The sequence below is a fragment of the Streptomyces sp. WMMC940 genome, assembly GCF_027460265.1.
In the GTDB taxonomy this organism is placed as follows: domain Bacteria; phylum Actinomycetota; class Actinomycetes; order Streptomycetales; family Streptomycetaceae; genus Streptomyces.
This window is the reverse complement of the sequence record NZ_JAPZBC010000001.1, coordinates 6,341,722-6,354,725: the sequence shown is the minus strand read 5'-3', so window position 1 is coordinate 6,354,725 and position 13,004 is coordinate 6,341,722. Positions and strand designations below refer to the sequence as shown.

The following is a 13,004-nucleotide window of genomic DNA, read 5'->3' as shown; positions in this document are numbered from 1 at the left end:
GTCACCGGACCGAGTCGTATGCCAGGATCCGGCAGATGGAGCCCCACAACGAGTCGGCAGCAGGCGAGGTCCTGCGTCAACGCGGCTGGCGCAAGGCATTCACCGTCCAAGAGATGGTCGACAAGTGGGCCTGGCTCGTGGGCCAGGTCGAGGACGGTTACAGCGACCTGGTGGACGAATACACCAACGACCTCTACAGCCGGAACTGGCTGCACGAGGCGTGGCCGATCCTCACGGAGCGCGTGATCGTCCTATGGACCCCGCAGGTCAAGGCCCTCGACGACCGTTTCCGGGCCGCCACCGTCTTCGACGACGGCATCTCGCTGTCACGGTTCCACCGGATCAGCGGATTCGACCCCAGCGACATGTGGTGGTGGCGGCGCCACCCTCGTCTGCTCGTCGGTGAGCTCGGCCGCTCGCTCCGCTCGGCGGGCGCTACCGACTGATCATCCTCCGCAGTGGCGCCCGCTGCGGGTCGCGGCCGGCGACCGCAATCACCTGGCCGGCGGCTCGGCCAGGAGGACGACTCGGTCGGCGTCGATATCGAAGCCGAGCACCGGATGACCATGATCGCCCTCAGCGTCCATGAACACCGGTTTGCCCAAGCACCGCCCGATCTCCCGCAAGAAGTCGCAGAACACATCAAGTCGCTCCTGGCCCTGCAACTCCCGCAGGTCGACGTCGAAGTCGATCTCACCGTCGTCCTGGAATCGGAAGATCGCCAGAACATCGGCAGTCGGCCAGACCCGCAGGTTCGGACATTCAGCGTCCGCCGGGCGGGACAGGACGGTCTCCGCCCGAGGGACCGGCAGCACGGTCTCGCCTTCGGAGTACCGGCAATGCCAACCTCTCGCCTCGACAAGATCAAGGACCGCCTGCCAGCTCTCCACCGAGGCATCTGGGACACGCAGGTCCGGCAGAGACCCCATCACATCCGGGTCGAAGAAACGGCTCACGTCTCCCCACAGCAGATCAGCCACACCGTCATGCTGCCCGACTCCTCGATCAAGCGCAGCCTCGTTTTCCTTGGCCAAAGACATGGGGCCCCGGATCACTCAGACGGACGACATCATCGGCCCCAACTCGGCGTCACGTACATGTAGTCTATGTATCGTCGCAGTTCAGAGCCGGTATCAGGGCTCCTGTGGTCGGTAAAATAGACGGACCACTGAACCCGTACGGCGGGCAACCGGAACGCCGGCCCGAGGGGTACACGACGCACCGGATGCGGCCCGGCGGCTGGGCGCACGACAAGCCCCTGCGGGTCTGGCTCAACCCGGGTCACGGCGCGGAGCTGCTCGCACTCGGGGACCGGTACGAACTGGTCTGGGCGACGACGTGGAAGGGCGACGCCAATGTCTGGGTGGGACCGCGCCTGGGGCTGCCCGAGCTGCCGTTCATCGACTGGCCCGTGATGCACGGCGCCTCGCCGCGGGGGACGTTCTGGAAGACGCAGTACGTGCTGGAGTACGCGGCCGGGCGACCGTTCGCCTGGATCGACGACGAGATCACGGACCCGGACCGCGAGTACGTCGACCGGAAGCACCTCGCCGCCGCCCTGCTGCTGCACGTCGACCACCGGATCGGACTGATCCGGCCGGACTTCGACGCGCTCGCGGACTGGGCGGCGGCGCTGTGAGGGGCGGGGGCGCTGCGGGTGGCGGTGCTGCGGGGAGGGGCGGTGCCGCGGCGGCACCGGTCGGGCCGGTGCCGCCGCGGCGGTCAGTGCTCGGCGGTGGCCCAGGCGTGCTGGGCGGCGAGGTCCGCCTTGACCTCCGCGAGCTGGACGGCGACGGCGGACGGCGCCGTACCGCCGCGGCCGCTGCGGGAGGCGAGCGCGCCGGGAACGTCGAGCACGGTCCTGACCTCGGGCGTGAGGTGCGGCGAGATCTTCGCGAACTGCTCGTCCGTGAGCTGGTCCAGCTCGATCCCGTGCGCCTCGCACTCCTTGACGCACTCGCCCGCGACCTCGTGCGCGACGCGGAACGGCACGCCCTGCTTCACCAGCCACTCCGCGATGTCGGTGGCCAGCGAGAAGCCGGCGGGTGCGAGCTCCTCCATCCGCTCGCGGTTGACGGTCAGGGTGGCCATCATCCCGGTGAAGGCGGGCAGCAGCACCTCCAACTGGTCGCAGGAGTCGAAGACCGGCTCCTTGTCCTCCTGCAGGTCGCGGTTGTAGGCGAGCGGCAGGGCCTTCAGCGTGGCGAGCAGACCGGTCAGATTGCCGACGAGGCGGCCCGACTTGCCGCGCGCCAGCTCGGCGATGTCCGGGTTCTTCTTCTGCGGCATGATCGACGAGCCGGTGGAGAAGGCGTCGTGCAGCGTCACGAAGGAGAACTCCTTCGTGTTCCAGATGATGACCTCCTCGGCGATCCGGGAGAGGTTCACCCCGATCATCGCGGCGATGAAGGCGAACTCGGCGGCGAAGTCCCGAGAGGCCGTGCCGTCGATGGAGTTCCCCGCGCTGCCGTGCTCGAAGCCGAGGTCCTGCGCCACCGCCTCCGGGTCCAGTCCGAGCGAGGACCCGGCGAGCGCGCCGGAGCCGTACGGGGAGACGGCGGTCCGCTCGTCCCACTGACGCAGCCGTTCGGCGTCCCGGGAGAGCGACTGGACGTGGGCGAGCACGTGATGGGCGAAGAGCACGGGCTGTGCGTGCTGGAGGTGCGTGCGGCCCGGCATGGCGACGTCGGGGTGGGCCTCCGCCAGCCCCACCAGGGCGTCCTGGAGTTCGGCGATCAGCCCTCCGATGATCCGGGCGTGGTCGCGCAGGTACATCCGGAAGAGCGTGGCGACCTGGTCGTTGCGGGACCGGCCGGCGCGCAGCTTGCCGCCGAGATCCGGGCCGAGGCGCTCCAGGAGGCCGCGTTCGAGGGCGGTGTGGACGTCCTCGTCGGCGATGGTGCCGGTGAAGCTGCCGTCCGCGACGTCCGCCTCCAGCCGGTCGAGCCCGGCGAGCATCCGCTCCAGCTCGTCGGAGGTGAGCAGGCCCGCCTTGTGCAGCACGCGGGCGTGGGCGCGGGAGCCGGCGATGTCGTACGGCGCGAGTCGCCAGTCGAAGTGGACCGACGCCGACAGCTTCGCCAGCGCCTCGGCGGGACCGTCGGCGAACCGGCCGCCCCAGAGCCGGACGTCACCGTTGTTGCTGCTCACAGCACTTGCTCCTCAAGAATTGCCGGGCTTCGGATGTACGGCCGCCTCCCCTGCTCCCGGGCCTCGGCGGGCCCGGCCCCGGCGGACGGGAGGGGAGGCGGCGGTGCACCTGTGGAAGACGTTGCCCCAGGAAACGGGAATCAGGCGAGGTCGCGCTTCGCGGCGATCTTCGACGAGAGACCGAAGATGTCGATGAAGCCCTGGGCCTTCGACTGGTCGAACGTGTCGCCCGTGTCGTACGTCGCGAGGTTGAAGTCGTACAGCGACTGCTCCGACCGCCGGCCGGTGACGACGGCGCGGCCGCCGTGCAGGGTCATCCGGATGTCGCCGGTGACGTGCTGGTTGGCCTCGTCGACGAAGCCCTCCAGGGCCCGCTTGAGCGGCGAGAACCACAGGCCGTCGTAGACGAGCTCGCCCCAGCGCTGCTCGACCTGCCGCTTGTACCGGGCCAGCTCGCGCTCGACGGTGACGTTCTCCAGCTCCTGGTGGGCGGTGATCAGCGCGATCGCGCCCGGGGCCTCGTACACCTCGCGGGACTTGATGCCGACGAGCCGGTCCTCGACCATGTCGATCCGGCCGATGCCCTGGGCGCCGGCCCGCTCGTTGAGCTGCTGGATCGCCTGCAGGACGGTGACGGGCTTGCCGTCGAGTGCGACCGGCACGCCCTCCTTGAAGGAGATGATCACCTCGTCGGCCTCGCGGACCTCGGCCGGGTTGGAGGTGTACTCGTAGATGTCCTCGATCGGCCCGTTCCAGATGTCCTCCAGGAAGCCGGTCTCGACGGCGCGCCCGAAGACGTTCTGGTCGATCGAGTAGGGCGACTTCTTGGTGGTGGCGATCGGGAGCTGCTTCGCCTCGCAGAACGCGATGGCCTTGTCCCGGGTCATCGCGTAGTCACGGACCGGGGCGATGCACTTCAGGTCGGGGGCGAGGGAGGCGATGCCCGCCTCGAACCGCACCTGGTCGTTGCCCTTGCCGGTGCAGCCGTGGGCCACGATCGAGGCGCCGTGCTTCTTCGCGGCGGCCACGAGGTGCTTGACGATCGTCGGCCGGGAGAGGGCGGAGACCAGCGGGTAGCGGTCCATGTAGAGGGCGTTGGCCTTGATCGCCGGGAGGCAGTACTCCTCGGCGAACTCGTCCTTGGCGTCCGCGACCTCGGCCTCGACGGCACCGCAGGCGAGCGCGCGCTTGCGGATGACGTCCAGGTCCTCGCCGCCCTGGCCGACGTCCACGGCAACGGCGATGACCTCGGCGCCCGTCTCCTCGGCGATCCAGCCGATGGCGACGGAGGTGTCCAGACCGCCCGAGTAGGCGAGTACGACGCGCTCGGTCACGGGTTTCTCCTTACGGTGCATGCGGTGATGGGTATAACTATGCAGTCCTCCGTATGTTTTGTCAACGCACGGGAAATCCGATGGCCGCCGGTCACCCCGCTGCATACCCTCACACCATGCTGACCAGGGGGAACACGGCCGCCGAGCGGCTCATGCAGGGGATGGGGCTCCACGAGGCGCTCGGCGCGACGGACCCGGACGCCTGGCTGGAGCTCGACGCGGAGGCCCGCCTCGTACGGCCGAACGCACCCGAGAGCCAGTCCCGGGACCGCGCCCTCGTGCCCGCACTGGCGCTGTGCCACCGCGACGGGAGGGTCCGGGAAGCGGCTCTGGAGCAGGTCGCCGGTCGCCCGGAGCTGCTGCCGCTGCTCGTGATCCGGACCGCGGACTGGGCCGGTCCGGTCCGGTCGCGGGCCCGGGAGCTGCTTCCCGTACTGCTGGCCGGGGCGGAGCCGGAAACACTGGTGCCGCTGACAGCGCTCGTCCTGCGCTTGGCGCGCCGCGAGCGCGGCGAGTTCGCGCGCGAGGCCGTGGCCGCGCTCCTGCAGACCGCCCGGCCCGCAGCCCTCGAACCCCTGCTGGCCGCGCCGGATCGCGCCACCCGCCGGTTCGCCCACGGCCTCGCCGTGGAGCGCGGGCTCCTCCCCGCAGCGCGCCTGGCCCTCACCGCCGAGGCCGACGACGACGCCGTCGTGCGGCGCCTGTGCGCCGAGGCCGCACTCGCGCTCGGCCCCACCGGCGACGACGTGCTCGTCCCGCTGCTGCGGTCACGGCACCCCGATGCGCGGTCCGCCGGGGTGACGGTCCTGCGCCGGGCCGGACGCCACGGCGACGCCCGTCCGTACCTCACCGACCGCTCGGGGCTGGTACGGGCCTGCGCCCGCTATGTGCTGCGGCAGGGGGGAGCCGAACCGCTCCCCGTCTACCGCGCCCTGTGCGCCGACCCGTCCGACCGCGGCATTCCGGCCTGGGCGCCGCTCGGACTCGCCGAGTGCGGCGAGCCCCGGGACGCCCGACTGCTGTGGCCGCTGACCGCCCATCCCGTCCCGTCGGTACGGGCCCGGGCCGTCGCCGGTCTCCGTCTGCTCGGCAGGACCGACCTCGAGCGGCTGCGGCCGCTGCTCGACGACCCCGCGCCCGCCGTCGCCCGGGAGGCCGCGACCGCGCTGCTCCCCTGGGCCGACCGGCTCCCGGAGGGCTGGCTCCTGCACCGGCTCACCGCGCGCCGGAGCCCCGCCCACACCCGGCTGGCGGCCTTCCGTCTGCTGCGCGCCCGTGGCGGGGTCGCGGAACTGCGTGCCGCGGTCGCCCTGCTGGACGACCGGGACCCGTCGCTCAGGGCCCTGGCGGCGCCCGCGATCCAGCAGTGGGAGCCGCCGGTGGGAGGGCACCACGACCCCACCGAACTGGACGCGCTGCTGAACCGCTGCACGCATCTGTTCAGCGAGTACGTACTGCTGCGCCTGCGGTGGCGGGCGGGACTGCCCGAACGGCCCCGGACGGACGGGGAGAAGGGGGCGGACGGGGAAGCGGGGACGGTTCCGGAGCCGGGGGCGGCCCCGGCACACCCGGCCAACAGCGGCGCACCTCGGCGCCGTTGGCGCGTCCGAGCCATAATCCGGGCATGGGTCAGACGTACGAACGCATAGAGGGCCGTATCCGCACCTTCATCGAGGAGCAGCCTGTCTTCTTCACCGCCACCGCGCCGCTCGCCGCCGACGGCCATGTAAACCTCTCCCCCAAGGGCCGCAAGGGCACCCTCGTCGTCCTCGACGAGCTGACCCTGGCCTACCTGGACTTCGGCGGCAGCGGCGCCGAGACCATCGCCCACCTCCGGGAGAACGGCCGTATCACCCTGATGTGGTGTGCGTTCAGCGGGTCGCCGAAGGTGCTGCGGGTGCACGGGGAAGGCGAGGCGGTCTTCCGGGACGACCCGCGCTGGGCCGGGTACCTCGCGCACTTCCGGGACGCCGACGGCGACGGCGCCCGCGCGGTGATCGTCGTACGCGCCCGGCGCATCGGCGACGCCTGCGGGTTCGCCGTCCCCTTCATGGACTACCGCGAGGAGCGCACCCAGCACGCGGAGTACCTCGCGCGCAAGACCGACGAGGAGTTCGCGGCCTACTGCGAGAGGAAGCCGCACGTCGGAGAGAGCCTGGACGGGCTGCCGGCGCTGCCGCTGCCGCTGCCCGCGCGCACCGACTGAGCCGCGCGCGTCGCGACCGTACCGCGCACGGACGCCGGACGCGTGCGGCCCTCGGCGCCTCCCCGCCGCCACGCCGGACTCAGGCCGTGGCCGCGACGGCACGCCCGCCGCCGGCCCCGGGGGCGGCCGTGGGGAAGGAGGTGCCGGGGACAGCGGACCATCCCCTTCCGGGCGGCGGGCCGGGGATCCCTGGGGCGCCTCGCCCGGCGATGCTCCGAGCGGTCCGCCCGCCGATTGAACTCCGCGTACCTCCTCTCCGTATCCACCTGGGCGAGACGGATGACCGAGGAGCAGCGGTGACGATGATTCAGAGCGGTCGGGCCGCCAGACGCCTGACCATGCAGGCGATCCGGCCGCGCCGCAATCCGGCGACGGTGCTGCTGGTCGCCGCCTGGGCCGGGGCCGCCGCCGTCATGTGGCTGTGGTGGGACAACACCGCGGTCGTCCACATGGACACCGCGGAGTGGCTGATCGGCGCGGGCCGGATCACGGGCCTGCTCGGCGGCTACATGATCGCCCTCGTGGTGCTGCAAATGGCCCGCGTCCCCGCGCTGGAGCGGCGGGTGGGCTCCGACCGGGCGACGCGCTGGCACGCGATGAGCGGCCGGTACGCGATCAGCCTGGTCACCGCCCATGTCGTCCTCACCGTCTGGGGGTACTCCGTCCAGGCCCGCACCGGCCTGGTCGAGCAGACCGTCACCGTCGTCGTCGACTTCCCCGAGATGGTCGAGGCGACGATCGGTACGGCGCTGCTGCTGGTGGTCGGTTTCGTCTCGGCGGGCGCGGTGCGCCGCCGGATGCGCTACGAGACCTGGTACTACCTGCATCTGCTGACCTATGTCGCCGTGTACCTGACGTTCTGGCACCAGCTCGCCACGGGCTCGGAGTTCGTGGCGAGCGCGACCGCCCGCACGATCTGGTACGTGCTCTACGGCACGGTCGGCGCACTGCTCCTCTGGTACCGGATCCTGGCCCCGGTGCGGCTCAACCTGCGGCACCGGATGCGGGTGGAATCCGTGGTGGACGAGGCACCGGGCGTGGTGTCCGTCCTGATCACGGGGCGGCGGCTGCACCGGATCGGCGCGGAGGCGGGCCAGTTCTTCCGCTGGCGGTTCCTCGCCGACGGCCTGCGCTGGAGCTCCAACCCGTACTCCCTCTCCGCGCCGCCCCGCCCCGATCTGCTGCGCATCACCGTCAAGGCCGCCGGGGAGCACAGCAGGGCGCTCGGCCGGCTGGAGCCGGGGACCAGGGTCTGGGCCGAGGGTCCCTACGGGGCGATGACCGCGGGCCGGCGCAGCCGGAACAAGGTGCTCCTGATCGCCGGAGGCGCCGGGATCACCCCGCTGCGCGCACTGTTCGAGACGCTGCCGGGCGGCCCGGGAGACCTGTCGCTGCTCTACCGCGCCGGCTCGACGGAGGACCTGGCGCTGTGGACCGAGCTCCAGGAGATCGCCGAGGCCCGCCGGGCGAAGCTGCTGTACGCCGTGAACGGGCCGGACGGGGCACGTCCGGAGATCACCACCGAGCGGCTGAAGGAAGTGTTCCCCGACATCGACGAGCACGACGTGTACCTCTGCGGCCCGCCCGGGCTCGCCGAGGAGTCCTACAACGCACTGCGGGCGGCGGGCGTGCCGTCGCGTCGCATCCATCACGAGTCGTTCGAGATGTGAGGCCGTACGTGAAGAGGAAGCATCCACTGCTCCGGATGATGGTCGCGGTCGCCGGCACCACGTCGGCCGTCGCGCTACTGCTGACGCTGAAGCAGCCGGGCACCACGGTGGCGGGAGCCTCGTCGCAGGCCGGCGGCGCACCGCCCGCCGCCTCGGCACCCGCCGGCAGCGGCGCCGTACCGGCGGGCGGCGAGACCGTGCTCGGGGACGAGGCCGACACCCAGTTCGGGCCCGTGCAGGTCGAGCTCACACTGAGCAACGGCCGGATCACGGGGGCCCGGGCCGTCAAGGTGCCGAGCACCGACGCCAACAGCCGCAAGATCGCCGCCGACGCCGTACCCAAACTCAACCAGGCGGCCGTCGCCGCCCAGAACGGCGAGATCGACGCCGTCTCCGGCGCCACCTACACCAGCCAGGGCTACATCAGCTCCCTGCAGAGCGCCCTCGACAAGGCGGGGGCGGCGGGATCCGGCTCCGGGGACGGTGCGCAGCAGGGTGCGACGCCCGGCGCCGGGAGCGGCGCGGACGCCCCGGGCGGGGAGACGGGCACCGGCGACGGCGACGGTTCGGATTCCGGCTCCGGTTCCGGGCAGGACGGCGCCGCGGAATCGGTGCTCGGGGACGTGGCGGGCACCCAGTACGGCGACGTACAGGTGCGCCTCACCGTCAGCGGCGGCCGGGTCACCGCCGCCGAGGCCGTCAAGGCGCCCAGCTCCGACGCCAACAGCCGCAAGATCGCCGCCGACGCCGTACCCAAACTCAACCAGGCGGCCGTCGCCGCCCAGAGCGCCGAGATCGACGCCGTCTCCGGCGCCACCTACACCAGCCAGGGCTACATCAGCTCCCTGCAGAGCGCCCTCGACAAGGCGGGACTGTGACCGGGGAACGGGCGCGGATGCGCCATGTCGAGCACGTCATGGGCACGGTGTTCTCGTTCGATGTGCGGCTGGAGGGCGATGCCGACCGCGAGCGTGTGCGTGCCGGGCTCGCCGCCGCCGTCGCCGGACTGCACCACGTGGACGAGGTGTTCTCGCCGTACCGCCCGGACAGCCAGATCAGCAGGCTCGCAGTCGGCGAGCTCACCCTCGCCGACTGCGAGCCGGACGTCGCCGAGGTCTTCGGGCTCTGCGAGACCGAGGAACGCCTGAGCGACGGCTGGTTCACCCCGCGCTACGCGGGCGGGCTCGATCCCACCGGCCTGGTGAAGGGATGGGCCGTGCAGCGCGCGGTGGTCATGATCGCCTCGTCCGGCGCGGCGGCGGTCTGCCTCAACGGCGGCGGCGACGTCCAGCTGTACGGCGGCCCCTGGCGGATCGGCATCTCCGACCCGCTCCACCCCGGGGGTCTCGCGGCGGTCGTCGAGGCGCACGACGGTCTCGCCGTCGCGACCTCGGGCCCGGCCGAACGCGGCTGCCACATCGTCGATCCGCGCTCGGGCGGCGCTCCGGACGACGGCCTGGCGTCGATGACCGTCGTCAGCCGGGGGCTGACCCAGGCCGACGCACGGGCGACGGCCGCGTACGCCATGGGCGCGGGAGCACGCGCCTGGCTGGAACAGCTACCCGGCACGGAGGGGTTCGCCGTCACCGCGGACGGCACCACCTGGCAGACCAGCGGATTCGCCCGGTATCAGGGGCGGCACGGTGACGGGGAGGGCCGGGCGGCCTGAGGGCGGCCCCGGACCGGGTGGGCAGGCGGGCGTGGACGCCTTCGCGGGCCGCCGACCGGTCCCGCCGCAGCGGTCGCGCGACCGCTGCGGCGGGGCCGGTCGGCGGTCCCTCCGTGCCGGCCGGTCAGCGGTCCCTCTGCGCCAGTCGCAGCAGATGGTCCGCGAGGGCCTGGCCGCCCGCCGGATCGCGGGAGATGAGCAGCAGGGTGTCGTCGCCCGCGATCGTGCCGAGGATCGCGTGGAGTTCGGCCTGGTCGATGGCCGAGGCGAGGAACTGCGCCGCGCCCGGGGGCGTACGCAGGACCACCAGGTTCGCCGAGGCCTCCGCGGAGATCAGCAGCTCACCGGAGAGGCGGCGCATCCGCTCCTCCTTGGCGGACTCGCCCAACGGGGCCTGCGGGGTGCGGAATCCGCCCTCGCTCGGCACCGCGTAGATGAGCTCCCCACCGGTGTTCCGGATCTTCACCGCCCCGAGCTCGTCGAGGTCGCGGCTGAGGGTCGCCTGGGTGACGCTCAGCCCGTCGTCGGCGAGCAGCTTGGCCAGCTGGCTCTGGGAGCGCACCGGCTGCCGGTTGAGGATGTCCACGATCCGGCGGTGGCGGGCCGTGCGGGTCTGCGGCACGGACGGCCCTCCCCCGGACTCCGTCTGGGGGGACGCCCAGTTCTCGGTGCCCTGCGCATCGGTCATCGTCGTCTCATTCTCCGGATCGTCCGTCCCCGTGTGTCTCGTCGAGGATGCCCGGGAGCACCCGGAGGAAGGCGTCCACCTCCGCGTCGCCGATGATCAGCGGCGGCATGATCCGTACGACGTCGGGGGCGGGCGCGTTGACCAGGAGTCCGGCACCCTGAGCCACCTGCTGCACCCGGGCGGCGAGAGGCTCGGTGAGCACGATACCCAGCAGCAGGCCCGCCCCGCGGACGTGGGAGACCAGTGGGTGCCCCAGGGACTCGACCCCGTCCCTCAGCTTCTCCCCGGTCCGCTTGACCTCGTCGAGCGTGCCGTCGAGGGCGGTGAGGACGGCGAGCCCGGCGGCACAGGCGACCGGGTTGCCGCCGAACGTGGTGCCGTGCTGCCCGGGCCGGAGCAGTTCGGCGGCCGGGCCGAAGGCGATGGCGGCCCCGAGCGGCAGGCCGCCGCCGAGTCCCTTGGCGAGGGTGACGACGTCGGGGTCGACGCCGTCGTGGGCCTGGTACTCGAACCAGTGGCCGGTCCGGCCGATGCCCGTCTGCACCTCGTCGAGCACGAGAAGCGTCCCGGTGGCGCGGGTGATCTCCCGTGCGGCCCGGAGATAGCCGGGCGGCGGTACGACCACGCCGTTCTCACCCTGCACCGGCTCGACGATCACCAGGGCGGTGTCCTCGGTGACGGCGGCCCCGCAGCGCGTCGGCGTCCCCGTACGGCACGTGCGTGACGTCTCCCGGCAGGGGCAGGAAGGGCTGCTGCTTGGCCGGCTGGCCGGTGAACGCGAGCGCGCCCATCGTCCGGCCGTGGAAACCGCCCTGAGTGGCGACCATGTGCGGACGGCCCGTCAGCCGGCCGATCTTGAAGGCTGCCTCGTTGGCCTCGGCCCCGGAGTTGCAGAAGAAGACACGGCCGGGGCGGCCGGACAGCCGGAGCAGCCGCTCGGCCAGCGCGACGGGCGGTTCGGCGACGTACAGGTTCGACACATGGCCGAGCGTTCCGATCTGGCGGGTGACGGCCTCGACGACGGCCGGGTGGGCGTGGCCGAGCGCGTTGACGGCGATGCCGCCGACGAAGTCCAGGTACTCGGTGCCGTCGGCGTCCTGGACCCTGGCTCCCTCACCGCGCACCAGTGAGAGCGCCGGGGTGCCGTAGTTGTCCATCATCGAGCCCTGCCAGCGCTGTGAGAGCCGCTGGTTGGCGGTGGCGTCGCTCATGCCGGTCCCCCTTCGGTCCCGTCGGGCACGACCATCGTGCCGATGCCCTCGTCGGTGAAGATCTCCAGCAGGATGGAGTGCTGCACCCGGCCGTCGATAACGCGCGCGGTGTTCACGCCGTTGCGCACGGCGTGGAGGCAGCCCTGCATCTTGGGGACCATGCCGCTGGAGAGCTCGGGCAGGAGTTTCTCCAGCTCGGTGGCGGTGAGCCGGCTGATCACCTCGTCGCTGCGGGGCCAGTCCTCGTAGAGGCCCTCGACGTCGGTGAGGACCATCAGCGTCTCCGCGCCGAGAGCGGCGGCCAGGGCGGCCGCAGCGGTGTCCGCGTTGACGTTGTAGACGTGGCCGTCGTCGGCGGAGCGGGCGATGGAGGAGACGACGGGGATGCGGCCGTCGTCCAGGAGGGCCCTGATCGCGCCGGTGTCGATCTCGGTGATCTCGCCGACCCGGCCGATGTCGACGAGTTCGCCGTCGATGGTGGGCCGGTGCTGGGTGGCGGTGATGGTGTGGGCGTCCTCGCCGGTGAGGCCGACGGCGAGGGGGCCGTGCTGGTTGAGCAGCCCCACCAGTTCGCGCTGGACCTGCCCGGCGAGCACCATGCGGACGACGTCCATGGCCTCGGGCGTGGTCACGCGCAGTCCGGCCTTGAACTCGCTGACCAGGCCGTGCCTGTCCAGCTGGGCGCTGATCTGCGGGCCGCCGCCGTGCACGACGACGGGCTTGAGTCCGGCATGCCGCAGGAACACCACGTCCTGGGCGAAGGCGGACTTCAGCTCCTCGTCGACCATGGCGTTGCCGCCGAACTTGATCACGACCGTCCTGCCGTGATGGCGGGTGAGCCAGGGCAGCGCCTCGATCAGCGTCTGTGCCTTGGGGAGTGCGGTGTGCTTGCGGGTGCTCATCGGCTCCGGCTTTCTCGGGTCTCGCTCAGAAGTCGTTCCACGGCTCGCTCGCCCGGGACTCGCTGCCGCGCCGGGGGTCCGGGCCCGGGCTCGCCGGCGTGCTCCGGCCTGCGCGGAATCCCGTCCGGGAGAACTGAATCCCGTCACGGAAATCCCGTCACGGAAATCCCGTCA

The 13,004-nt window shown here is 72.1% G+C and carries 12 protein-coding genes and 1 pseudogene; 7 read left to right on the top strand and 6 right to left on the bottom strand.

Features of this window, described 5'->3' with window-relative positions:
* Nucleotides 1–35 precede the first annotated feature (35 nt).
* The gene (locus tag O7595_RS28015) at nt 36–446 is read left to right on the top strand and encodes a hypothetical protein (protein ID WP_269731369.1); all 411 of its coding nucleotides are present in this window, start codon (nt 36–38) and stop codon (nt 444–446) included.
* 48 nt (nt 447–494) lie between these two features.
* On the opposite strand, the gene O7595_RS28010 is transcribed toward O7595_RS28015, so the two are convergent.
* Nucleotides 495–980, bottom strand: coding sequence for a hypothetical protein (locus O7595_RS28010; RefSeq protein ID WP_269731368.1), 486 nt, complete (start codon nt 978–980; stop codon nt 495–497).
* Nucleotides 981–1,132: 152 nt separating this feature from the next.
* Between O7595_RS28010 and O7595_RS28005 the strand changes: the two genes are divergently transcribed.
* On the top strand, nt 1,133–1,639 hold the full coding sequence (locus tag O7595_RS28005; protein ID WP_269732657.1) for a hypothetical protein: 507 nt from the start codon (nt 1,133–1,135) through the stop codon (nt 1,637–1,639).
* A gap of 83 nt (nt 1,640–1,722) precedes the next feature.
* On the opposite strand, the gene argH is transcribed toward O7595_RS28005, so the two are convergent.
* Both argH and O7595_RS27995 read right to left on the bottom strand, forming a co-directional pair.
* Nucleotides 1,723–3,150, bottom strand: coding sequence for an argininosuccinate lyase (argH, locus tag O7595_RS28000; protein WP_269731367.1), 1,428 nt, complete (start codon nt 3,148–3,150; stop codon nt 1,723–1,725).
* Between the two features lie 140 nt (nt 3,151–3,290).
* Entirely contained in the window at nt 3,291–4,484 is a 1,194-nt protein-coding gene (locus O7595_RS27995) for an argininosuccinate synthase (RefSeq protein WP_138056265.1), read from the bottom strand.
* A gap of 116 nt (nt 4,485–4,600) precedes the next feature.
* On the opposite strand from O7595_RS27995, the gene O7595_RS27990 reads away from it, so the two are divergent.
* The 5 genes from O7595_RS27990 (at nt 4,601) to O7595_RS27970 (ending at nt 10,029) form a co-directional block, all read left to right on the top strand.
* Nucleotides 4,601–6,133 (top strand): hypothetical protein, encoded by a 1,533-nt coding sequence (locus O7595_RS27990; protein WP_269731366.1) that lies wholly within the window; start codon nt 4,601–4,603, stop codon nt 6,131–6,133.
* On the top strand, nt 6,109–6,690 hold the full coding sequence (locus O7595_RS27985) for a pyridoxamine 5'-phosphate oxidase family protein (RefSeq protein ID WP_269731365.1): 582 nt from the start codon (nt 6,109–6,111) through the stop codon (nt 6,688–6,690). The genes O7595_RS27990 and O7595_RS27985 overlap by 25 nt, the downstream gene beginning before the upstream one ends.
* Before the next feature lie 302 nt (nt 6,691–6,992).
* Complete coding sequence (locus tag O7595_RS27980; protein WP_269732656.1) at nt 6,993–8,360, top strand: ferredoxin reductase family protein; 1,368 nt, start codon at nt 6,993–6,995, stop codon at nt 8,358–8,360.
* 38 nt (nt 8,361–8,398) lie between these two features.
* The gene (locus tag O7595_RS27975) at nt 8,399–9,238 is read left to right on the top strand and encodes an FMN-binding protein (RefSeq protein ID WP_269732655.1); all 840 of its coding nucleotides are present in this window, start codon (nt 8,399–8,401) and stop codon (nt 9,236–9,238) included.
* A 38-nt stretch (nt 9,239–9,276) separates the two neighbouring features.
* A complete protein-coding gene (locus O7595_RS27970) occupies nt 9,277–10,029 on the top strand; it encodes an FAD:protein FMN transferase (RefSeq protein WP_269732654.1) in 753 nt (250 codons plus the stop codon).
* 124 nt (nt 10,030–10,153) lie between these two features.
* Here the strand turns inward: O7595_RS27970 and O7595_RS27965 are convergent, their stop codons facing one another.
* The 3 genes and pseudogenes from O7595_RS27965 to argB form a co-directional block, all read right to left on the bottom strand.
* On the bottom strand, nt 10,154–10,717 hold the full coding sequence (locus O7595_RS27965) for an arginine repressor (RefSeq protein WP_269731364.1): 564 nt from the start codon (nt 10,715–10,717) through the stop codon (nt 10,154–10,156).
* 7 nt (nt 10,718–10,724) lie between these two features.
* Nucleotides 10,725–11,928 (bottom strand): annotated as a pseudogene (locus O7595_RS27960) (acetylornithine transaminase).
* Nucleotides 11,925–12,830, bottom strand: coding sequence for an acetylglutamate kinase (argB, locus tag O7595_RS27955; RefSeq protein WP_269731363.1), 906 nt, complete (start codon nt 12,828–12,830; stop codon nt 11,925–11,927). Before argB ends, O7595_RS27960 begins: the two are co-directional and overlap by 4 nt.
* Nucleotides 12,831–13,004 lie beyond the last annotated feature (174 nt).

Coding starts and splice junctions, on each gene's coding strand:
- O7595_RS27990 (WP_269731366.1), top strand. CDS start 4,601: ATGCTGACCAGGGGGAACACGGCCGCCGAGCGGCTCATGCAGGGGATG.
- O7595_RS27965 (WP_269731364.1), bottom strand. CDS start 10,717: ATGACCGATGCGCAGGGCACCGAGAACTGGGCGTCCCCCCAGACGGAG.
- O7595_RS27980 (WP_269732656.1), top strand. CDS start 6,993: ATGATTCAGAGCGGTCGGGCCGCCAGACGCCTGACCATGCAGGCGATC.
- O7595_RS27970 (WP_269732654.1), top strand. CDS start 9,277: ATGGGCACGGTGTTCTCGTTCGATGTGCGGCTGGAGGGCGATGCCGAC.
- argB (WP_269731363.1), bottom strand. CDS start 12,830: ATGAGCACCCGCAAGCACACCGCACTCCCCAAGGCACAGACGCTGATC.
- O7595_RS27985 (WP_269731365.1), top strand. CDS start 6,109: ATGGGTCAGACGTACGAACGCATAGAGGGCCGTATCCGCACCTTCATC.
- O7595_RS28015 (WP_269731369.1), top strand. CDS start 36: ATGGAGCCCCACAACGAGTCGGCAGCAGGCGAGGTCCTGCGTCAACGC.
- O7595_RS27975 (WP_269732655.1), top strand. CDS start 8,399: ATGGTCGCGGTCGCCGGCACCACGTCGGCCGTCGCGCTACTGCTGACG.